Here is a 21,233-nt window from a genome sequence, read left to right as displayed (position 1 = left end):
GAAATCGTCTTCCGAGGCCCAACCCTAAGTGACCTGCGTCTCACCTGTCAACGGCTTCTGCTAGGCTTTATGCGGGCGGAAAAGCGACTTTTCGGCTCTATGAGGAATTGGTCCGGCGGTGAAAGGGGGACTTGTGACGGAAAATAGTTTCCGTTCTTCCGGCATCGCGGCTGTAGCCGCGCGGGCGGGAGTATCGACCGGAACGGTGTCAAAGGCGCTGAACGGGACGGGCCAACTGCGGGAATCGACCCGGCTGCGGGTACGCGCCGCCGCGGAGGAGGTGGGCTGGCTGCCGAACGGTGCCGCCCGGAGCATCCGCAGTGGCAGGACCTACACCGTGGGGGTTATCACCACCGACAGTTATGGACGCTTCAGCATCCCCATCCTGCGCGGCGTCGAGGACGCCCTGGGCCTGGGCGAGATGCTTTGCTTCCTTTGTGACAGCAGGGATGATCCCATCCGGGAACAGCACTACGTGCGTACATTGCTGGCGCGGCAGGTGGACGGAATCATCGTCGTGGGCCGCAAAGTGGATCCGCGGCCGCCGCTCGGTGAAAACCTGCCAGTGCCGGTAGTCTATGCGTTCGCGCCGTCGAAGGACCCGGGGGACTGCTCCGTCACGGGGGACGAGCGGGGTGGTGCCCGCCGTGCCGTTGACCACCTCGTTAAGACCGGGCGACGCCGGATTGCCCATATCACGGGCTTGGAAAACCACGCGTCGGCGGTCCTGCGGGCGGACGGTTTCCTCGCTGCAATGGCCGACCAGGGACTGGAGCCGGTAGGGGATGTCTGGTACGGCAGTTGGACGGAGGAATGGGGCCACAACGGGGTCCGCGCGCTGTTGGCCAGCCACTCCGACGTCGATGCGATTTTCTGCGGCAGCGACCAGATCGCACGTGGCGCCGCCTACGAACTTGAGCGGCATGGCTTGTCGATCCCCGACGACGTGGCACTGATCGGCGTGGACAACTGGTCCCCGTTCACCGATGGGTACAGACCGCATCTGTCCAGCATTGACCTGAACCTCTCCACTATTGGCAGGCGGGCGGGCGAGGCCCTGCTGTCAGCGCTCGACGGCATACCCCTTCCGGGCGTACATATCGTGGATTGTGACCTTATCGTCCGTGAGTCCTCCGGTCCGCGGGGGTGACCCGCCGGCAAACGGTTGGCAGCGCCTGCGGCTATGGCCGCGGTTCCGGGGGCCGCCGGTGCCTGTGGTGGAGCTCGTAGTGGTCGAACACATCGGAGGACGTGCTTCCCACGTGGCCGAACTTCCCGCGCAGCACTTCGGCCAGGTCGTCCAGCGCCGCGTAGAGCATCCGCCCGGCAAACCGGAGTTCGGGGTTGTCGCTGCCCTGCGCATCCGAGGCCAGGTGGTGGGCGTAGGCGATGGTGGCGGGAAGGGAACCCCGTTGCTCCACCTCATGGAAGTAATAGGTCTCGTGGAAGGACAGGAGATCGATGCTCACGGACGCCACGTTTTCCGCCATGGATTCCAGCAGTCCTGCTGCATGCCGTGCATCAAGTGAGGCGATGCCGGACGGACCCGCCGCTTCCCGGAACAGGTTCAACTGGTGGGCGAGTGCGCGCCGGCGGCTCAGCGCCGGGTAGGTCTGCAGGATCCAGGAGACCGTGGCGGTCAGCAGGCCGAAACCGGCTACAGCCTGGAACGCCATCACCAGCCGCAGCAGCGGGTGCGTGGCCACGATCTCACCGAATCCAGCGGTGGAGAGGGCCACCAGCGAGATGTACAGGGCCTCCGCAAAGTCGGCCTGCCGGGGCACGTCGGCCGAGTAGGTGAACCCGTTCGACAAATGCGGGAGGTACAGCAGCGCCCAGCCCACGGCGGCCAGCGCCGCCCAGGCAGCGATGACAGCCGCCATGGCCAGCGGGGCTGCGATGGACGCGGCCCCGCCCCTGAGTCTCCTGGACAGCAGCCAGAACCCGCGCATGATGGTCCTGCCCACCGGGCCCGAGCCGTGCGGGTACAGCAGGGTATGGAAGACGTCGGCGACCATCAGCAGAATCAGCGCGGCACCAATCACCGTCAGGAGCGCGTCCTCGAAGTTCATGCCTCATCTTAAGTGCGCCGGCTGCCCCACCGGGGACCGGACAAGGCATAGAGGTTCGACGGCGGAACACGGCGTGGGAGCGAGGGTCCACTGGTTAGGCTGGCGCCATGGACTTTCGACTTCGCCAGGCCACACCGGAGGACGCCGAGGCGGTGGTGCTCATGCAGACTCTGGCCCATGAGGAGTGCTACCCGCATCTGCTCTCTGCGGAATTCTTCCGCCGCCGCAGGGCCAGCATCCCCGAGCGGGTGGAACGCCGGCGGGCATTCCTGGCCATTGACGAGCCGCGGATCCTCGCGCTGGACGGCGACAACCAACTGGTGGGCTTCGCGGACGCCGGCCCGGGCCGGGACGACGACGGCCCCGAAGCGGTGGAGCTCTACTCGATCTACACCCTCCGGCGGACCTACGGAACGGGCCTTGGGGCAGCCCTGGTGAGCGCCGCCGTCGGCTCCGGCCCGGCCTACCTCTGGGTGGTGGAGAACAATCCCCGCGCCCTGGCCTTCTACCTGAAGCAGGGGTTCCGGCCGGACGGCAGGCGCAACACGCTGCCACCCGAGTGGGAGGGGCTGCCGGAGTTCCGGTTGGTCCGGCGCAGCAGCCAATAGTGTTCGACGGCGGCCCGTGGCCTGAGTGCAGCGCCCGCCTGAGTGCAGCGCGGGGCTTAGTGCGGAGTCAGTTCATAGCGCCCGGGCGAGCGCCCGGCCGGCGGTCAGGCCGGTGAAGAGACAGCCGCCCAGGAAGGTGCCTTCCAGCGCGTTGTAGCCGTGGGCGCCGCCGCCGCCGAACCCCGCTGCCTCGCCGGCGGCGTACAGCCCGGGAATGGGGGCGCCGTCCTGTCCGAGGGCCTGGCCGTCAAGGTTGGTCTGGATCCCGCCCAGCGTCTTCCGCGTGACAACGTGCAGCCGGACGGCGATCAGAGGGCCCGCGGCGGGGTCCAGGATCCGGTGCGGCTTGACGGTACGGAAGAGGCGGTCGCCCAGGTACCGGCGGCTGTTGCGGATACCCGCCACCTGGACATCCTTGGAGAAGGGGTTCCTGATCTCGGCGTCGCGCTCCTCGATCTGCCGCCTTATCAGCGCATGGTCCAGCAGCGGCTGGTCAGTCCGCCCGTTCATTCCGCGGACCAGGTCCGCCAGGTTGTCCGCCACCACAAAGTCCGCGCCGTGCTCCTTGAACGCCTCGATGGGACCGGACGCGCCGCGGCCCAGCCGGGTCTTCAGCAGCAGCTTGAGGTCCCGGTTGGTGATGTCCGGGTTCTGCTCGGAGCCGGACAGGGCGAACTCCTTTTCGATGATGCGCTGGTTGAGGATGAACCAGGAATGGTCGTGCTGCTGGAGCTCCGGCGTTGTCCGGAGCAGGCGGAGTGTGCCCAGGGTGTCGTAGCCGGGCAGGCCGGGGGAGGGAAGGCGCCGGCCCAGGGCATCGAACCAGAGGGACGACGGGCCGGGCAGGATCCGGATGGCATGGTCCGGCCAGATGGGGTTCCAGTTCTGGATCCCTTCGGTGTAGTGCCACATCCGGTCACGGTTCACCAGCCGCACCCCGGCCCCGTCTGCGATGTCCAGCATCCGTCCGTCGACGTGCTGCGGCACGCCTGTGACCATTTTCCGCGGCGGCGTCCCCAGCCGCGCAGGCCACCAGCGCCGAACCTGCCCGTGGTTGCCGCCGATTCCGCCGGACGCGACCACCACGGCCTGGGCCCGGAGTTCGAAATCGGCAACAACATCCCGGTTTGAGGACACCCCGCGCGGGGAATCATCAGGCGCCAGCACCGCGCCCCGCACCCCGGTGACCGTGCCGCCGTCGAACGTTAAACCGTCCACCCGGTGCCGGAAGAAGAACCTGACGCTGCCCGCCCCGGAGGCCGCCCGCGCCTTGTCCGCGAACGGCTCCGAAACCCCGGTGCCGGTTCCCCACGGGACGTGGAAGCGGGGGACCGAATTGCCGTGGCCGCCGGCCCTGCCGTCGCCGCGCTCGGCCCAGCCCACCAGCGGGGTGAACCGGATGCCCTGTTCCTGCAGCCACGCGCGCTTCTCACCGGCGGCGAACTCCACATAGGCACGGCCCCACTGCTGCGCCCACTCGTCCTCGGGGTGCAGGCCGGAAAGCCGGTCCCACCGGGCGGAACCCTGCCAGTCCTGCCACGCCAGGTCGAAGGAATCCTTCACGCCCAGGCGCCGCTGCATGGGGGTGTCCACCAGGAAGAGCCCGCCCAGGGACCAGAAGGCCTGCCCGCCCAGGTTGGCCGGGTTTTCCTGGTCCACGATGGCCACCCGCCTGCCCACACGGACCAGCTCATTGCTGGCCACCAGCCCGGCCAGGCCACCGCCGATGATGATGACGTCCGCGTCCAGGCCTGTCACCGGGCGTTGTCCCGGCTGCCGGCGGCACCGGAGCGGCCGGCGCTCCCGGCGGCACGAGCCAGCTTTTCGAACGAATCGCTCCACCCGTTCCGGTGCAGTTCCAGCCGCTCCTCCGTGAGGAACGGTCCCTGCGAGAGCACCACCCGGGTTCCGGTTCCGGTGCTGGCGAGGGAGAGGTCCACGACGGTCTCGGTGTCGTCCGGCGCCGGTTCCTCCCAGGCGAAGGTGTAGACCAGGCGCCAGGGCGGATCGATCTCCAGGAACTCTCCTGAGAGGTGGAACGGTTCGCCCTCCGGCGGGGCCATGCGGAACCGGTAGCGCCCGCCCGCCACCAGGTTGATGTCCACGTCGGGGATACTGAAGCCGTGCGGGCCCCACCACTCGGCAAGCCGGGCAGGTTCCGTCAGCAGCAGGAACGTTGTCTCCGGCGGAGACGGGACCGTGCACTCCAGGTTCAGGACCAGCGCGGCTGGTTGCTCACTCATCGTCCCACTCTGCCATCCGCCGCGGCGGGCGGAAAGCAAGGCGCTGCGTGTGCGTGCCCGATGGGCTGTGCAGGGCTGACAGGGGAGTGCCTCAGCCAACCAAGCCGCTCGCCGCGCAATTCCTGCCGCTCGGCGCGCCAATAGTACGTTTGCTGATGATTTGCATGATGATAGCCCAAGGCAAAGGGCCCGGGTTCAACAAGGCCTTTCGCCTCTGGATCGATCAGACATCGACGTCATCGACAAGCAAAGGGAATCAACCATGGGCTTCCTGGACCGTGACCACTCCATCGCCCCGCCGGGCTTCAACCGCTGGCTGGTCCCGCCCGCGGCGCTCGCCGTCCATCTGTGCATCGGCCAGGCCTACGCCACCAGCGTCTACAAGACGGCGCTGGTCAAGCACTTCGGGGCCAGCCTGACCGAGATCGGCGTCATCTTCTCCATCGCCATCGTGATGCTGGGCCTTTCCGCCGCTGTCATGGGCACCTGGGTGGACACCAACGGCCCGCGCAAGGCGATGTTCACCTCCGCGATATTCTGGGCCGGCGGCTTCCTGATCGGCTCGGTGGGTATCTTCACGCACCAGCTGTGGCTCGTCTACCTTGGGTACGGGTTCGTGGGCGGCATCGGGCTGGGCATCGGCTACATCTCTCCGGTGTCCACATTGATCAAGTGGTTCCCGGACCGCCCCGGCCTGGCCACCGGCATGGCGATCATGGGCTTCGGCGGCGGCGCGCTGATCGCCAGCCCCGTGTCCCAGGCCCTGCTGAAGGCGTACGATCCGAACTCCGGCGCCCAGGGCTGGGTGGCCAGCGGCGATGCCGTGGGCAAGCTCTTCCTGACCCTCGCCGTCGTCTATCTTGCCTACATGCTGTTCGGCGCCTTCACCGTCCGGGTGCCCGCCGACGGGTGGCGGCCCGCAGGGTTCGACCCCGCCAAGGTCAAGGCGGCCAAGCTCGTCACCACGGAGAACGTGTCGGCGAAGAACGCCATCAAGACCCGGCAGTTCTGGCTGGTATGGGTGGCGCTGTTCTGCAACGTCACGGCCGGCATCGGCATTCTGGAGCAGGCGGCGCCCATGATCCAGGACTTCTTCCGGCAGTCCGACGGAAAGTCCCTGGTCAGTGCGAGCGTTGCTGCGGGCTTTGTCGGGCTGCTGTCCATCGGCAACATGTCGGGCCGCTTCGCCTGGTCCGCCACCTCCGACGTCACGGGACGCAAGCGCATCTACATGGTGTACCTGGGCGTAGGTGCCGTGCTGTATACGGTGCTGGCGTTGGCCGGATCCACCGCCACCGCCCTTTACGTGGTGCTTGCCTTCGTCATCATCTCCTTCTACGGCGGCGGGTTTGCCACCGTCCCGGCGTACCTGCGGGACCTCTTCGGGACGTACCAGGTAGGCGCCATCCACGGCCGGCTGCTCACCGCCTGGTCCGCGGCCGGGGTGGCCGGGCCGCTGATCGTCAACAGCATCCTGGACGCACAGGGCAAGCCCGGGCAGCTGAATGCCGCGTCCTACCAGCCCGCGCTGCTGACCATGGTGGCCCTGCTGGTCATCGGGTTCGTGGCCAACCTGCTGGTCAAGCCCGTCGACGCACGGTTCCACGAACGCCGCCCCGAGCGGCACGAATCTTCCCTGGAGGCATGAAATGAGCAGCACAGCACACAACCACGGCGCGCATCAGCCGGTCCACCGGTCCACCGGCAGGCTGGTACTGGCTTGGGTTTTGGTGGGAATCCCGCTGGCCTTTGGGGTCTTCCAAACGCTGACCCAGGTGGCGGCGCTGTTCGGGTAGCCGCCCGGGCTGGGCCAGCGTTGGGCCGTGCGTCACAGTGGCCCAGTTTTGGTCGGCAAGCAACGGGAGCCGCCCGCGATACTCAGGGTTTCACCATGAAAACTGGGCCACTCTGGGCGCGCATCACGCCAGGCGTCAGGCCGTGGCAGGGTTGGCGAGCCGGCTGCGCAGCACCGTTGCGGTCAGCCACGTGACCACGCTGCAGGCTGCGGCTCCCCACAGGATGTCCGTCACGGCCACCAGGGCCGTGAAATCCTTCAGCACAGCGAACCCGGTCAGCGCCCATGTGGCGTAGGTGAAGAACCCAAAGAGGGCAGCGCCGCCCACCCGCTGCCGCAGGCTAATGCCGGGGGTGTTGGGCCGGACGCCGTAGTGCACCATCCCCGCCACGAAGATGACATAGAAGAGGACAGCGCCGGGCAGATTGGCCCTGGGCGCCAGCAGGTGGCCGATCTGGCTCTGGTACAGCGGGTTGGCCACCAGCAGGATCCACACCACATCCAGCACCGCGAATATCAGTGCGCTGACAACGTACGTGATCAGCCAGTTCCTGGTGCGGGGGCCCATGCTTTGACTCCTTGTGTCGGTGACGGTTGCAGAAGCTGTTCGGCGCCGTGGCAAGGGATGGACTGGTCAAACGTGCGGGCCACCCATACAAGCCCCCCGCCGCTCCGAAGACCAAGTGGCAGGCGCCGTGCGTTGTGGAGAATGAAGGTGGCCGCATGATTTGGGACCGGCCGTGCAGCAGAGCGCGGCGGGCCAGGGGAAAGGAACGTGTCCGTGAACGAAAAGAGCCGCAAGGCACTCATCAGCACCGTAATTGCCGTGGTGGTGGCGGTTCTCATTGCCTTGGCCGGCAGCCAGGGCGGCTCCCGGATTGGCGGGTTCCCGGTGTTCGCGCTGGGGGTTGCCATCGCGTTCGTGATCCAGTGGCTGGTGTTCATCCCGTCCTACAAGGCGCAGACGGAAAAGTTCTACGACCTTACCGGCGCCCTGACCTACATCTCCATCACGGTGTTCCTGGTCCTGGCCTCCCCGGGCGTGGACGCGCGGGGCATGGTGCTGGCAGCCATGGTGGTGCTGTGGGCCGCGCGGCTGGGCAGTTTCCTGTTTATGCGGATCAGCAAGCACGGCAAGGACGACCGCTTCGATGAGCTCAAGCCGGACTTCTTCCGTTTCCTGAACACCTGGACCATCCAGGGCCTGTGGGTGGTACTCACCGCGGCGCTGGCCTGGGTGGCCATCACGTCCGACCAGAAGGTGGGCCTGGACGGGTTCTTCTGGGTGGGCCTGCTGGTATGGGCCGCAGGGATCGCCATCGAGACCGTGGCTGACCTCCAGAAGACCCGCTTCAAGGACGACCCCGCCAACAAGGGCCGCTTCATCAGCACCGGACTGTGGTCCAGGTCCCGCCACCCCAACTACTTCGGCGAGATCACGCTCTGGGTGGGCGTGGCCATCATCGCCCTGCCCGTCCTGCAGGGCTGGCAGTGGGCGGCCCTAATCTCCCCGGTTTTCGTGGCCCTGCTGCTGATCAAGGGCAGCGGCGTGCCGCCCCTGGAGAAGAAGGCGGACAAGAAGTGGGGCGGCCAGGCGGACTATGAGGAGTACAAGAAGAACACGCCCGTGCTGGTACCCAAGCTCAAATAGGGGCTTTGGGCAGGACGTACGACGGCGGCACCCGGGCTGGGTGCCGCCGTCGCGGCTTGGAAGGGCGGTTCGCTCCAAGCAAGTAGCCCCTAACCTCCGATCCGAGTACCCCCTTACCCGTGCCCGGCGGCGGGTGGCAACGTAGTCTCGAAAGACAGTGCGGTTATGCAGAGGCCTCTTGCGCTGCACGTTGCTGGGGACGTGGGGTTCTACTCCGGGGAGCGACATTGTCAAAGCATAGGAATTTCAACAGGGGTCTACCGGGCAGCGGAGGCAGGCCTCCCTGGCTCAACAGGCCGAAGGACATGAAACCCGGGGCGGTGCTGACGGCGCTCCTGCTTGCGGCCGAGGGCGGCATGGTCATGGTGCCGGTTGCCGCGACAGCCGCTGGCGCGCAATTGCCCGCTGCCACAAACTGTTCGGCCACCCTGCTCCCGGGCATCGGCGGCCAGGGCAGCAACGCAGTGGCGTCGAGCAGCAACGGCATGGTGGTAGGCCTCGCCGATACTGCCTCCGGAGGATCCGCGCCGGTGCTCTGGCGCGATGGCCAGCCCACCCAGTTGGCGATTCCACTCGATGCCGCAGTCCCCACCTCCGTAAACAAGGACGGAGTAGTCGTCGGCACGGGATATGACACGGCCAATGAGGTCCTGGTCGGCTGGTGGTGGCAGAACGGTGTCTATCACACCCTTCCCGTCAACCCTGGTGACATCGCGCTCCCGTCGATGGTCTCGGACAGCGGCGTCGTGGTCGGTGCGCTGATCAACGACGAGGAGCACTCGGACGGCCCGGGCGCCGATGACGACGAGCGTCCCGCTGTCTGGTCCACGCTGACCACGGCACCCCGGGCGCTCACCCTGCCCGCCGGTGCACAAGGTGGGCATGCTTTCGCGATCGGTCCGGACGGCACGATCGGCGGGGTGGCCCTCGACAGCGGCGGCACGCCGGTCCTGTGGTCGCCGGCCGGTACCCCGACGTCCCTTCCGACCCTTAGCGGGCGCGGCGGTGTGGTCCTTGCCATCGACTCGGCCGGGCAGGCGATCGGCCAGAGCGCCGTCAATGAGGGAACCCACGCTGCCACCTGGGACAAGTCCGGCTCCGTCAGCGATGCAGGCGCGGCAGCCGGCCCCTCCTCGAGTGCGGCATCGGGCGTTCCGGGCATCGCGGTGGGAACCGGCAGTTCGTCGTCCTTCCGCGGGGACCGCCCCCAAGCGGTGATGTGGATCGGCAAGAGCGCACGGATCCTGCCGCCAGGCTCTGACGGCCAGTTCACCGGAGTGTCCGGGGCGGCCACGTCGGCCTCACGGCAGGCCGGCCCCACCGTTATCACCGGCTACTCCGCCGCAGCCAACGGGCTGCGCCGCGCTACTGTTTGGAGCTGCAAGTGAACGCCCGCAGGCGCATGCGCCACCCACTGCGCTTGGCGCTGGCAGTCCTTCTCGGCACTGCCCTCGTCCTTGCGAATGTCTCCTTCCTTGCCACATCGTGGAACCCGCAGGCCACCGCGGCCACCACCGTGAGCCTGGGGTTCGCCGGTGACACCGGCGGCAACACGAACACCGGCAAGGTGATCGATGCGGCACGCAACGCCGGGACCTCCGCCATGTTCAACCTCGGCGACCTGTCCTACTCCCAGATCACCCCGGAGTCTGCCTGGTGTTCATTCGTCAAGCAGCATGCCGGGACCATGCCCTATGAGTTCATCACCGGGAACCACGAGGACGACGGGCCCGACGGCGTCTGGTCCAACTTCGCCTCGTGCCTGCCGGACAAGCTCGGCGCGGTGGGGAATTACGCCCAGCAGTTCTACACGGACTATCCGGCAACCAGCCCCCTGGTCCGGCTGATCATGGTGTCCCCGAAGCTGACGTACAGCGGTAGCGGCCTTGACTGGTCCTACAAGTCCGGGACGCAGGGCTACAAATTCGTGACGTCGGCCATCGACTCGGCCCGTGCTGCCGGGATCCCCTTCATCATCGTTGGCATGCACATGTACTGCCTGTCGATGGTGAACTACCCCTGTGCCGCCAGTCCTGACCTGATGAACATGCTGGTGTCCAAGAAGGTGGATCTGTACCTGCAGGCCCACGACCATGCCTACGCTCGCAGCTACCCGCTGGCGCTCAAGGGCAGCTGCACGTCCATCCCCGTCACCAGCTTCAATCCCGACTGTGTGGCCGACACCGATCCGACGGGGCAGTTCGCCGCCGGTACCGGGACCATCCTGGCCACAGTTGGTTCGGGCGGCAGGTCGCTCAACAGTGAGAGCAACACGACGACGGCTCCGTACTTCCAGCGGTTCATGGGCAGCAACAACAATCCAACGTATGGCTTCCTGAAGGTGTCGGTGACCAGCACCACCCTGAGCGGGTCATTCGTCGGCGCCTCGGGCGGGACGTTCACCGACAATTTCTCGGTCACCCGGCCGGCCCCTTCACCAAGCCCGACGCCGACAGCTACAGCTACTGCGACAGCGACTGCCACGGCCACGCCAACGCCTACCCCGACACCAACCGCAACTGACACGGCAACGCCCACGCCGACGCCCACGACGACGACGCCCCCGGCGGCAGCCGTCTCGGTCCGGTCGACGGCCACGGGATCGGGTGAACTGACGGCGGCCGGGTCCTATACGCCCTCCCTGCCGGCAGGCTGGCAGCCTGGCGACACGGTATTCCTGTACTCGCAGGTAACCGTGTCCGGGTCCGCGAACACCACCGCTCCGGCGGGGTGGACGCGGGCAGTGGGCGATTTCACCAGCGCCAGCTCCGCCTCGGCGCACCAGGCAGTCTGGTACCGGGTGATGCAGGCCGGCGACACCGCGCCGAGCGTGCCTGAGCCCGCCTCCCGGTATGCCTGGTCCACTGTTGCCGTCCAGGGCGCAAACACCACAACGCCGCTGGACGTCACGCCCACCACGGACACCAACAGCGGGGTGGCCTACCCGGATGTCCGGGCGCCGTCCATCACGCCGGTAACACCGGGGTCGCTGTTGTTGACCGCCCACGGCGTCAGGAACGGCACCAACTCGGCCACCACGTCCTTCACGCCCCCGGCAGGGACCACCGAGCTGGGTGATGCCACCTCCAATATCGCGGCCAAGTCGAACGCGGCCATTGAGGTCAACGCCCTTCCGCTGACCGATACGTCCGCCACCGGCACGAAGGCCGCCACGGCATCCTCAAGCCTGGGCACGCTCATCAACCAGTGCGGCTCGGCCATCGTGGTGCGGCCGGCGGGTCCGTGAGCGGGAGCCAATGATGATGCAGCGGAAGCCTACGTAGCCGCCTCCGGAGGGCTTTCGACGGCGGCACCCGGCCCGGGTGCCGCCGTCGCCGTGTCTGCGCCGTACTTGTGCACGCCTGTCCGGCCCAGCAGGGCGACGCCGAGGGTGAGGAGTGCGGTCAGCAGGACCCCGAGCCCCAGGTGGAGCTGCACGAACCCGGCGCCCACCGCTGCGCCGGCCATGATGAGCCCGATCGCCGCGAGCCGCCGTCCCCAGAACGGGTGCGTGCCGGCGCCAAAGCGGGAGTCGGCCGCCAGGCCCGTGATGGTGGAAGTGACCACCACGGTGGGGACATCCTTGACGTTGAGGTGCCGCGCGGTGGCGGCCTGCACACCCATGGTCACCGCCAGCGTGCCGGTGATGGCAACGGTCAGGGCTTCATTGTGCCTGGGGTGCACGCCGCTGAGGAGGAGGGTGGCCACAACAGCCATCACAGCGCTGACGCCCACCAGCAGCCCGGTGGTGCGGCGGTTCCACCCTGACGTGGTGGGCCGCAGCGCCCGGCCGGAGATGACGGCGCCGGTCATGAATCCCGTGAGCGCCACGATGGGGCCAAGGATCGGGAGGTTGTCCCCGCCCAGCAGCGCCATGCCCAGGATCACCACGTTGCCGGTCATGTTCGCCGTGAACACCCGGTCCAGGCCCAGATAACCGACGGCGTCGAGCACCCCGGTGGAAAACGTGAGGACCAGCATGAGCACCAGGTGCAGCCTGGCCGGATGGGCGGGGAGGAAGCGGGCGGGCATGCGCATACCTTTCGGCAGTCCTGGTGGCGGGACGCGGATTGTGCCCAGCAGGGGCGACTGTTCCAGTATGCGCCGGGGCCTTGCCGCCCGGGGAAACGCGGAAAGAGGGAGCAGCGCCAGCTTCACGTCCTTGCCCGAAACAATGCCCGCGTCAGGCACGCGCTGGACGGCCGCCGTCGTCCTTTCCGCGTTGTTGGCGCTCTTCACACCAGGCCTGCCGGCGGTTGCTGCCGACGGCAGCACGGTCGCCGTCAATGCAGCCGATGTGCTGGAGACCCTCCCGGTCAAGGGCCGGGCGCCGAAGACGGGGTACGAGCGGTCGCTGTTCGGGCCGACGTGGGCGGACGTGGACCAGAACGGCTGCGACACCCGCAACGACATCCTGCGGCGGGACCTTACCGAGGTCACCTACACCGGCAGCGTCACCTGCACGGTCAAGACCGGAGTGCTGGCGGACCCGTACACCGGAACGGTCATCAACTTCGTCCGCGGCACCACCACCAGCAGCGTCGTGCAGATCGACCACGTGGTGGCGCTCAGTGACGCCTGGCAGAAGGGCGCGCAGCAGCTGACCACCGAGCAGCGGACGGCGTTCGCGAATGATCCGCTGAACCTGCAGGCAACGGACGGCCCCACCAACCAGCAAAAGGGCGACGGCGACGCGGCCACCTGGTTGCCGCCGGCCAAGGCCTTCCGATGTGAGTATGTGGCCCGGCAGGTGTCCGTCAAGGCGCGGTACGGCCTCTGGGTGACGCAGGCCGAGCACGACGCGATGGCCGGCGTCCTGGGAAGCTGCCCCGGGCAGGCGGCGCCGGCAACAGTGGCACCGGCCGCCGGTGCGGCTGTTGTCTACTACGCGAACTGCGCGGAGGCGGTGGCTGGCGGAGCCGCTCCGTTGTATGCCGGTACGGCCGGCTATCGGGCCGGGCTGGACGGCGACGGCGACGGGGTGGCCTGCGAAGGGTAGCCGCGGGACTTAGCGCCCGGGGAAGGGAGCGGGCCCCGTTTCCGGTGGCCTGCCGTTTTGCATACCGGCCCCCGCAATGAGCGCGCCGGCAACCAGGAGGACCAGCGGCGTCTGGAAGACAGAGCCCAGGATGGACAGCCCTGAATCCGCGATGGGCCTGGACGCCGCGACGAGGCATGCCACGTCCATCGCCAGGGCCACCACATAGCCGGCGACGAAACAGACCACCGCCGCGCGAGGCCTGTAGTTCCTGGTGGCGGCCCGCACCGCGGCGTCGTAGACCCGGTACTTGAGTCCGATGAAAAGGGGAGTGAACGTCAGGATGTACAGGACATCCACTTCTTCCGGAAATTTGAAGAGAGGAACGTTTGCGTTGCCGTGGTAGACGCCGTCGGAGAAGAACCACAGGGCGCCCACGTGGATCAAAATCAGCAGGACCGAGACCAGTCCGTACCGCAGCCACGCCCCGCGCCTGGTCATTCCCATCGCCATGGACCAGTATGGCATCGGCCGTAAAGGGATTTTCAAGGAATCTGCGGCAAACTTGAGACTGCTCCCACGAACGAAAGCAGACCCAATTGATTACCCTCGAGCAGGATGCAGACGGCTTCATCCGGATGAACCGGCACTACCCGGCCAGCGTCCGGATCCGGATCGCTTTCAAAGACGGCAGTACGGGTGAGTTCTCCGGCCGGACCCTGAACAACGCCTACGACGCCGCGCTCGCGGAATTCCGCGCCAAAAACGGGCTGGATGCGCGCGGCTACTCCCGGACCACCGCGGGCCGGATCAACTCCGGCAACAGCGTCGACTACGTTCCCGTCCACCCCGGGATGGGGGAGTAGCGGGACGCCATGGCCGATGACGGAGCACCCGCGGCCCTCTTTGACCGCGCCGTTGTGATCTTCAATCCGGGCAGGGCCGGGATGGACGCGCGGATCGAGGCGTTGCATCAGGACCTGGCCGCAGACCTGCCGGGCCTGCCGGTTGAGCTGCTGCCCACGGAGTATGCGGGGCACGCCCGCGTGCTTGCGCGGACCGAGGCTGGGCGGGGTGCACCACTCATCGTGTCCGTCAGCGGCGACGGCGGGTACAACGAGGTGGTCAACGGCGTGATGGACGTTTCCGGCAGCAAAGCGGTGTGCACCGTGATTCCTGCAGGCAACGCCAACGACCATTATCGGAGCCTGCCCGCCCGGACCCTCAGCCAGGCAATCCGGGAGAAAGCGGTCCGGCCCATCGACCTGCTGCGCGTCACGTTCCGCAGCGGCGGCCGGGAGGAGGTCCTGTACGCGCATTCCTACGTGGGTTTCGGGCTGACGCCCTTGATGGCCATCGGCATCGAAAAGGGCGGCAAGGGAAAAGTCCTGGAACTGGTGTCCGTTGCCCGCACGCTCCGGAACCTGAGGCCGTTCGAGCTGGTGCGGGACGACGGGGCCACGGCAAAGTTCGACAGCCTGATCCTGGCCAACATCTCCCGTATGGCGAAGTACGGAACGGTCAGTGAGTCGCATTATCCGGACGACGGCCGGTTCGAGGTAGTGACCCTGCCCCACGCCGGGCTGATGAAGATGGCGCTGATGACGCTCCGGGCCGTGACGCTGGGCCTGGGGGAGCAGCCCAGCGTCACCAGCTATGCCTTTTCCACGCGGAACGCTGTGCCGTGCCAGATCGACGGCGAGGTGGTCCATATCCAGGCAGGTACGCACGTCCTGGTGGAAAGCGCCAAGGGTGCCCTGGCCACTCTGTGACCCTTCGCCGCAGGACTGCGCCCGTGCGTACAGGCCGGAAGTGGTTACGGCTGCACGGAGTCGAAGAACGTGTAACCGGTGTCCGGCTGTCCGTTCGCTGCCTCATGTGATTTCATCCGGATGAAGTCCATGTCCTGCTGGGACAGCGTGGTCTCGCCGTGGACGTCGTCGTTGGCCGCTTCGCCATTGGCCGCACTGATTTCCGCGGAGAGCGTCCGCGGGAGGATCATGCACCCCGGGTTTTCCATCAGCCACTGCGTTACAGCGGAGGGAAGCTGGTTCCAGTGGTCGCGGATGCGCAGATCTGTCATGGTGTGCCTTTCGTGGCAGTTGCCGGATGCGAGTCGAAGAGAGTGTCGGCTGCTGCCCGGCGGAGGGACCCAAGGGACGTACTGTCGGAGACAGGATGTCCAGTCACGGGTGTCCCGGGTACGTTGAGTGTACGCCCAATAGCGGGCTCCAACGTGCCGGAAGCCCTGGCATTTTCTGGCTGCCAGCGGGGCTGCCATCCGATGCCCGGTCAGGGGCGTCCCATGGTGACCGTACCGGCGTCGCCATCCACGGCGATCCGCTGCCCGCTGCTGAGCCGCTGCGTCGCCACCCCGGTGCCCAGGACCGCCGGGATGCCATACTCGCGGGCCACGATGGAGCTGTGGCTCAGCGGGCCGCCCACGTCGGTCACCACGGCGGATGCCATGGCGAACAGCGGAGTCCACGCGGGAGTAGTAATGCGGGCCACCAGCACCTCGCCGGGCCGCATCTGGCCGAAATCCCCGGGTCCGCGCAGGACGCGCGCCGGTGCGGTGACCTTGCCGGAACTGGCGCCGGCGCCCTTGATCACGTCGCCGGCCTGGTGCTGGGAGCCTGCCGGCATCCACGACCCGAAAGACCGTTCCATCCACTTGCTCTCGGGAAGCATCTGCGGTGCATTCGCCTTCGCCTGGCCCCGCCACAGCATTCGGCGCTCCTCGACGGCGGCGGCCCGGACGGGACGGGCAGCTCCGGCAATCACCACGGCGGCCGGAGCCCCGGGCTCGGCGAGACCGAATTCGACGGCGCTCCGCAGCTCCTGGTGCCGGAGCCAGAACACGTCATCCGGCGCCGCGACCACGTGGGAGTCCACCAGGCGCCTGCCGAGTTCCAGCAGCGTGCGCCGCAACAGCGGCCAGGCCAGCCCGACGTCGGCCAGCGCGTCTTCGCGTGCGGGTGCCGTTTCCTGGGCCCACTTCAGCAGCCGGTGGAACAGGGCCCGGCGCCGCGGCCCCAGCCGGGCGGCCATCTCCCGGGTCAGTTCCTCCCGGCGTTCGGTGAGCTGCCGCTGCCGCTCGTGCGGGTCCGTGCCCTGCCCGCGCAGGTAGAACTTCACCGTCTCCAGCTGGGCGGACGGGTCTTCGGCCGGCACCGGGGTGGCGAAGTCCAGGTTGTAGACGGCATGCCCGTACAGGTCCAGGTGCTCCTTGAAGGCAAGCCGCCATTCCTGCCACAGGACGTCGTCCACCCCTTCCGGCGCGGCACCGGTGCGCTGGCTCCCGGCGAGCTCCGCCGTCGGCCGCTCCAGCAAAGCCGCTGCCAGCCCCGGATCGCTGCGCGCCCAGCCCGCCAGATCGTAGAGGGACTTTTCCGCCCGGATGGGTTCGCTGTCGAAGCCCAGCAGGAACGCCGGGGCCGGGGGATCGCCGTGGCGCCGGACGGCCCTGCCATAGAACGTCCGGAACGAGATCTCGCTCATGGCGGCGAGCGGAATGATGGACTGCACGGCCGTGTAGTACACGGTTCCGGCGTCCAGGAGGGCCTGAACGCCCTCCAGCAACTGCCCGCCGGTGAGCTCCGAAGGCGGTTTCACCGACCACTCCCGGATCACTTGCTGGTAGCGCGGGTGCGAATAGTCGCGCCACCCGGCGATGCCCATGTGCGCCGTGCCGCGGAACAGTGCCCCCATCGCCGGCACCGTCCGGCCCGTCATCCGCAGCATGGCCCAGTTGCGGTAGTAGTAATAGGCGTAGCCGTTGATGGTGGGGAACCGCACGTCGCTTTCGCGGAGGGAGTTAATGCCCAGCGCCTGGTTCATCAGGGCGGACAGCGAGCGGGACACCGAGCCGTCAATGAGGTCGGCGAAGAGCGGGGAGAGCGGGTCCGGCATCTGCTCGACGATGCTCGCCCGGAAGTAGAGCCCGTTGGGATAGGGCACGGGCCAGGTCTCGGGGACGTCGGCCGCGGGTTCGGGAAGGGCGGTGATGGGCCGGGACTGCAGCAGGAAGAACCGGCCGCCGGCCCGCGCCCATTCGACGTCCTGCGGAGACCCGAAGTGGTCCGCGATCCGCTGGCCGTAGCGGGCCAGCTCCGCAGCTGCCGCGTCATCCAGGACAGGCGCACGACGGCGGGCTTCCGCCACCGGCTGCTCCCGGGTTCCGTTCTCCACGGGAACCGTCATGACCTCCTTGTCGGCTGTCTGCCGCGAGATGATCGTGCCGGTGGCGGACTCAACCACCAGGTCATCGGTGGTCACCGTTCCGCTGACCACGGCCTCGCCCAGGCCCCATGCGGCGCTGATCGCCGTCTGGTCGCGCCGGCCGTTGGCGGGGTTGGCGGTGAACATGACGCCGGCGGCGCCGGCTTCCACCATCTGCTGGACGACGACGGCGAGCCGCACCTGCCCGGGCTGCACACCTTCGCGGGCGCGGTAGGCCATGGCGCGCGCCGTCCAGAGGGAGGCCCAGCAGTCGGTCACGGCTTGGGCCAGGGCGTCCTGGCCGCGGACGTTCAGGTAGGTTTCCTGCTGCCCGGCGAAACTGGCCGACGGCAGGTCCTCGGCGGTGGCGGAAGAACGCACCGACACGGAGGTCCCGCTGCCCAGGCGTTGGTAGGCGCCCGCGAGTTCGGTTTTGATGGCCGGTGGCATGGTGCCTTTGCCGAACAGGGCCCTTAGCTGCCCGGAGGCGTGTTCGTAGTCCTCCGGCGAGGCGTCGGGTGGAAGGGAGGCCAGTTCCCGGATGGCCGCATCGAGGTTGTTCCCGGTGACGAATTCCGAGTAGGCGGCGGTGGTGAGGACGAACCCGGGCGGGACCGGCAGGCCGGCCTGGATGAGGCCGCCGAGGCCCACCGCCTTGCCGCCCGCTGTGCCGAGGTCGTCCAGGCCCACGTCGCCCAAGTCCTTGACGTAGGTCATGACTGTGTCCCCCTGCCGCGCATCGCCGTCGGCCGTTTCAGACGGCACACCCGCCTGCGTCCCGGGAGCCGTCCCCCTGCAATTGACATGTTCCAGCCTGTGCCGCGGCGCCGGGAGCCAGCTAGGGCCTAACGGCCTTCCGGAAGCGTCTGCATACCCCTAATCGCGGTGCTGCCACGGCGCCCGCCATTAGGTATCCCGGCATATTGACTGCCTGTAGCCGGAGGCATACTTTCGGCCTTGTCGGGGCCGGACATCCGTAATCCGCGGAATGTGGCGCCGTCGCATGCACATGCCAGGGAGGAAAGACCATGCCGAAGTATTTGTTTGAAGCAACGTACGTGGGCCAGGGGATCAAGGGGCTGATGCAGGAAGGCGGTACCAAGCGGCGTGATGCCCTGGCGGAGGCCTTGAAGTCCGTGGGCGGCTCGCTGGAGAGCTTCTACTACGCGTTTGGCTACTATGACGTCCTTGGCGTGTTCGAGGCGCCGGACGATGCAAGTGCCGCGGCACTGTCGCTGCTGATCAATTCGACCGGGAACGTCAACGTCCGCCTGAAGCCGCTCCTCACCGTGGAAGACCTGGACGAGGCCGCCAAGAAGACGCCGTCTTACCGGGCCCCGGGACAATAGGCGGGTTTGCAGCTTTGCAGTGGGCCGGCGTCGGGGAATTTACGACGGCGGCCCGCCAGCTTGGGCGTTCCACCCGGCGGTGGGCCCTAGGGCAGGGCTGGATGACCGAAGGAGGGACGCTGGCCGGAGCGGTAGGCGGAGTCGATGATGGGCTCGAGTTCGTCGAGCACGGTGTGGTTTCCGGGGAGAACCACATGGGCCAGGAATTCCGATTCAAGCGTGGCAATGCCGGCTGCCGCCGCCCCGAGTTTGGCGTCGATGGCAAGCGCCAGGGCATGCCAGGATTTGCGGTTGACGCGTTCCAGGACCTTGGCGTTCGCTTCGTGGAGCCGGCTGTCCGCGATGTCCCCGCGGATGGCCAGGGCGCCTTCTGACTGCAGCAACTGCATGACGATCCGGAACTGCCTGCCGTCGCCCTTGAAGGCGACGGCGCCCAGGCTTCCCCGCTGGCTGAAGATGATGTCCGTTGCCCCGTAGTTCTCGAGCGCCTGCCTGATGTGTTTCCGGGAAACCTCGCTGCTGTAGGAGTCACCCCGGGTGTAAGGACCTGTCATCTTCTAACTATGCGCCCTTTTGGCAGCGTGCGCGTACGCGCACCACGGCAGGTGGGGCTATTCCGCGGTGCCAAAGACTTCTGCGACCAGCGGAGCGCCCACGGTGTGGACCGCAGGTAGGATCGGAGGATTGCCGCGGGGGTCGGCAATACGTTTGGGGGAACACCGTGATGCATCTGCCGCTCCGCCGTGCCGCAGGCGCGGCCTTTTCTGCCGGGACGGCACTGCTGGCCAGCGCCGCGCTCATGCTGGGATCCGCCGTCGTAGCCGCCCCCGCGTCCGCGGCCGATCCGAAGGTGATTGGCGCCGTCGGCCAGCCGCTGGGTATTGCGTCCGGCCCGGACGGCACGCTGTACCTCAGCGACTACAACTGGGCGGGCAGCGTCAACGCCTACAGGCCGGGGGAGACGGTGCCGTCCCGCACCATCACCACCGGGCACTTCCCCACCTCGCTGGCCGTAACGCCGGACGGGACGCTGTACGTGGCGCAGAGCAATGGTGCGCAGTCAGAAATCGGCGTGGTGGCACCGGGCGCGGACGAAGTCTCGCTGGTGATGAAGGTTCCTGCCGGCACGCGGTGGCTGGCCGTGGGGCCGGAGGGATCGCTCTACGTGGTCAATTCGGACCAGAACTCGGTGTCTGTGGTGAAGCCGGGCGATGCGTGGGTGCAGCGGATCATCCAGGCCGGGCCGTATCCGGTGAAGGTCGCACTGGCCAGGGACGGGACGGCCTATGCCACCAACCAGCTGGCCGGCACCGTCACCGTGGTTCCGGCCGGTGCGCCGTGGCCGTCGCACACGATTGATGTGGGTCCCAGGGCCGAGCCGCACGGGATCGCCGCAGCGCCGGACGGGACCGTCTATGTGGCCAACATCCTCACCAACGATGTTGCGGTGATCGAGCCCGGCGGCACAACGGTGGCGCGGCGGATTCCTGTGGGCACTGCGCCGCAGGAGGTGCTGGCCGCTGCCGACGGGACCGTGTACGTGACCAACAGCCTGGACGATACCGTGTCCGTCATTCCCGCCGGGGCGGCGGCTGCCGCGCATACCATCGCCACCGGGGACGATCCTGCCCGGATGGTGCAGCGGAGCGACGGGTCCGTGGTGGTGGTCAACAGGATAGGTAGGACACTGACCGTGCTCGACGGCGTACCGGCCACCGGTGCGGCGCCCACCACGGGCGGGGGAGAGCCGGCAGCAGCAGCCGACGGCGGCGCATCAGATGGTGCCGGGTCAGATGGTGCCGGGTCGGAAGGTGCCGACATCGCCCAGGGATCCTTCGATGTGGCACTTCCGGCAGTCGCCGCCGGAGCGGGCGCTTTGTTCCTGGGCGGCGCCGCCTTGCTTGTTGTGGTGCTGCCCCGCCGCCGGAAGGTCAGCGGGGCTGACGGCGCCGAGGTGTGGGCGCTGGACTAGCCCAAGCCCTCCGGCTGATGCGCCGGGCTGACAGCGTCCGGCTTCTGGTTGCTCTGCGCGTAGTACGACCTCAGGCCATGCTTCACGCCCAGCCGGATGATCCAATACAAAAGAGTTGCGCCAAGTGCCACAGGCACAACCATTACCGCCGCATTCAACAGCATCCAGGCAATATCCACAGTGTCCCCCAATGTGAGTTTCTCCAAGCCTCTCACGAGTGACACCTCCGGGAAATTCAAGGCCCGTGCCATGGATCGTCAAAAGCCATCCCGGAATTAAGTTCCGGGAGTAGCACCTTTGCCCTTTCGGTGCGGGTGGCGGCAAAGCCCAATTGACAGTCCAGC

The 21,233-nt window shown here is 67.6% G+C and carries 21 protein-coding genes; 12 read left to right on the top strand and 9 right to left on the bottom strand.

Annotated elements, in window-relative coordinates:
- Nucleotides 1-133 precede the first annotated feature (133 nt).
- On the top strand, nt 134-1,150 hold the full coding sequence (locus AC3ANU_RS17710) for a LacI family DNA-binding transcriptional regulator (protein ID WP_026265967.1): 1,017 nt from the start codon (nt 134-136) through the stop codon (nt 1,148-1,150).
- A gap of 31 nt (nt 1,151-1,181) precedes the next feature.
- Here the strand turns inward: AC3ANU_RS17710 and AC3ANU_RS17705 are convergent, their stop codons facing one another.
- A complete protein-coding gene (locus tag AC3ANU_RS17705; protein ID WP_488314990.1) occupies nt 1,182-2,072 on the bottom strand; it encodes a potassium channel family protein in 891 nt (296 codons plus the stop codon).
- Between the two features lie 107 nt (nt 2,073-2,179).
- Here AC3ANU_RS17705 and AC3ANU_RS17700 point away from each other — a divergent pair, with 107 nt between their 5' ends.
- The gene (locus tag AC3ANU_RS17700) at nt 2,180-2,680 is read left to right on the top strand and encodes a GNAT family N-acetyltransferase (RefSeq protein WP_488314989.1); all 501 of its coding nucleotides are present in this window, start codon (nt 2,180-2,182) and stop codon (nt 2,678-2,680) included.
- Between the two features lie 72 nt (nt 2,681-2,752).
- Here the strand turns inward: AC3ANU_RS17700 and AC3ANU_RS17695 are convergent, their stop codons facing one another.
- Nucleotides 2,753-4,429 (bottom strand): FAD-binding dehydrogenase, encoded by a 1,677-nt coding sequence (locus AC3ANU_RS17695; protein ID WP_488315994.1) that lies wholly within the window; start codon nt 4,427-4,429, stop codon nt 2,753-2,755.
- Nucleotides 4,430-4,434: 5 nt separating this feature from the next.
- Complete coding sequence (locus tag AC3ANU_RS17690; RefSeq protein ID WP_488314988.1) at nt 4,435-4,923, bottom strand: SRPBCC family protein; 489 nt, start codon at nt 4,921-4,923, stop codon at nt 4,435-4,437.
- Nucleotides 4,924-5,185: 262 nt separating this feature from the next.
- On the opposite strand from AC3ANU_RS17690, the gene AC3ANU_RS17685 reads away from it, so the two are divergent.
- The gene (locus AC3ANU_RS17685) at nt 5,186-6,571 is read left to right on the top strand and encodes an OFA family MFS transporter (protein ID WP_224084300.1); all 1,386 of its coding nucleotides are present in this window, start codon (nt 5,186-5,188) and stop codon (nt 6,569-6,571) included.
- A 1-nt stretch (nt 6,572) separates the two neighbouring features.
- Nucleotides 6,573-6,719: an MFS transporter small subunit gene (locus tag AC3ANU_RS17680; RefSeq protein ID WP_200830938.1), complete on the top strand. Its 147-nt coding sequence runs from the start codon at nt 6,573-6,575 to the stop codon at nt 6,717-6,719.
- Between the two features lie 135 nt (nt 6,720-6,854).
- Here AC3ANU_RS17680 and AC3ANU_RS17675 read toward each other — a convergent pair whose 3' ends face one another.
- Entirely contained in the window at nt 6,855-7,286 is a 432-nt protein-coding gene (locus tag AC3ANU_RS17675; protein ID WP_018770534.1) for a DUF2177 family protein, read from the bottom strand.
- Between the two features lie 213 nt (nt 7,287-7,499).
- Here AC3ANU_RS17675 and AC3ANU_RS17670 point away from each other — a divergent pair, with 213 nt between their 5' ends.
- From AC3ANU_RS17670 to AC3ANU_RS17660, 3 genes are all read left to right on the top strand, one after another.
- Nucleotides 7,500-8,369: a DUF1295 domain-containing protein gene (locus AC3ANU_RS17670; protein WP_488314987.1), complete on the top strand. Its 870-nt coding sequence runs from the start codon at nt 7,500-7,502 to the stop codon at nt 8,367-8,369.
- A 305-nt stretch (nt 8,370-8,674) separates the two neighbouring features.
- Nucleotides 8,675-9,757: a hypothetical protein gene (locus AC3ANU_RS17665; protein WP_488314986.1), complete on the top strand. Its 1,083-nt coding sequence runs from the start codon at nt 8,675-8,677 to the stop codon at nt 9,755-9,757.
- Nucleotides 9,754-11,616: a metallophosphoesterase family protein gene (locus AC3ANU_RS17660; RefSeq protein WP_268002698.1), complete on the top strand. Its 1,863-nt coding sequence runs from the start codon at nt 9,754-9,756 to the stop codon at nt 11,614-11,616. Before AC3ANU_RS17665 ends, AC3ANU_RS17660 begins: the two co-directional genes overlap by 4 nt.
- Before the next feature lie 29 nt (nt 11,617-11,645).
- Here AC3ANU_RS17660 and AC3ANU_RS17655 read toward each other — a convergent pair whose 3' ends face one another.
- Entirely contained in the window at nt 11,646-12,401 is a 756-nt protein-coding gene (locus AC3ANU_RS17655) for a YoaK family protein (RefSeq protein WP_144601514.1), read from the bottom strand.
- Between the two features lie 130 nt (nt 12,402-12,531).
- Here AC3ANU_RS17655 and AC3ANU_RS17650 point away from each other — a divergent pair, with 130 nt between their 5' ends.
- Nucleotides 12,532-13,368, top strand: coding sequence for a GmrSD restriction endonuclease domain-containing protein (locus tag AC3ANU_RS17650; RefSeq protein ID WP_488314985.1), 837 nt, complete (start codon nt 12,532-12,534; stop codon nt 13,366-13,368).
- 9 nt (nt 13,369-13,377) lie between these two features.
- Here AC3ANU_RS17650 and AC3ANU_RS17645 read toward each other — a convergent pair whose 3' ends face one another.
- The gene (locus AC3ANU_RS17645) at nt 13,378-13,860 is read right to left on the bottom strand and encodes a hypothetical protein (protein ID WP_488314984.1); all 483 of its coding nucleotides are present in this window, start codon (nt 13,858-13,860) and stop codon (nt 13,378-13,380) included.
- 86 nt (nt 13,861-13,946) lie between these two features.
- Here AC3ANU_RS17645 and AC3ANU_RS17640 point away from each other — a divergent pair, with 86 nt between their 5' ends.
- Both AC3ANU_RS17640 and AC3ANU_RS17635 read left to right on the top strand, forming a co-directional pair.
- Nucleotides 13,947-14,213 (top strand): hypothetical protein, encoded by a 267-nt coding sequence (locus AC3ANU_RS17640; protein ID WP_488314983.1) that lies wholly within the window; start codon nt 13,947-13,949, stop codon nt 14,211-14,213.
- A 9-nt stretch (nt 14,214-14,222) separates the two neighbouring features.
- The gene (locus AC3ANU_RS17635; protein WP_488314982.1) at nt 14,223-15,119 is read left to right on the top strand and encodes a diacylglycerol/lipid kinase family protein; all 897 of its coding nucleotides are present in this window, start codon (nt 14,223-14,225) and stop codon (nt 15,117-15,119) included.
- 44 nt (nt 15,120-15,163) lie between these two features.
- Here the strand turns inward: AC3ANU_RS17635 and AC3ANU_RS17630 are convergent, their stop codons facing one another.
- Complete coding sequence (locus AC3ANU_RS17630) at nt 15,164-15,430, bottom strand: hypothetical protein (RefSeq protein WP_488314981.1); 267 nt, start codon at nt 15,428-15,430, stop codon at nt 15,164-15,166.
- Nucleotides 15,431-15,639: 209 nt separating this feature from the next.
- Nucleotides 15,640-18,333, bottom strand: coding sequence for a PEP/pyruvate-binding domain-containing protein (locus AC3ANU_RS17625; protein WP_488314980.1), 2,694 nt, complete (start codon nt 18,331-18,333; stop codon nt 15,640-15,642).
- A gap of 263 nt (nt 18,334-18,596) precedes the next feature.
- On the opposite strand from AC3ANU_RS17625, the gene AC3ANU_RS17620 reads away from it, so the two are divergent.
- Nucleotides 18,597-18,917, top strand: a complete 321-nt coding sequence (locus AC3ANU_RS17620) for a GYD domain-containing protein (RefSeq protein WP_018770522.1) — start codon at nt 18,597-18,599, stop codon at nt 18,915-18,917.
- 86 nt (nt 18,918-19,003) lie between these two features.
- Here AC3ANU_RS17620 and AC3ANU_RS17615 read toward each other — a convergent pair whose 3' ends face one another.
- Nucleotides 19,004-19,471: a hypothetical protein gene (locus AC3ANU_RS17615; RefSeq protein ID WP_018770521.1), complete on the bottom strand. Its 468-nt coding sequence runs from the start codon at nt 19,469-19,471 to the stop codon at nt 19,004-19,006.
- 170 nt (nt 19,472-19,641) lie between these two features.
- Here AC3ANU_RS17615 and AC3ANU_RS17610 point away from each other — a divergent pair, with 170 nt between their 5' ends.
- Nucleotides 19,642-20,889 carry a Vgb family protein gene (locus AC3ANU_RS17610; RefSeq protein ID WP_488315993.1) on the top strand — a complete coding sequence of 416 codons (1,248 nt, stop codon included), beginning with the start codon at nt 19,642-19,644 and terminating at the stop codon, nt 20,887-20,889.
- Nucleotides 20,890-21,233: the final 344 nt, after the last annotated feature.

Source organism: Arthrobacter sp. SDR-2R (assembly GCF_057747955.1).
This window is presented reverse-complemented; position numbering and strand designations above follow the sequence as displayed.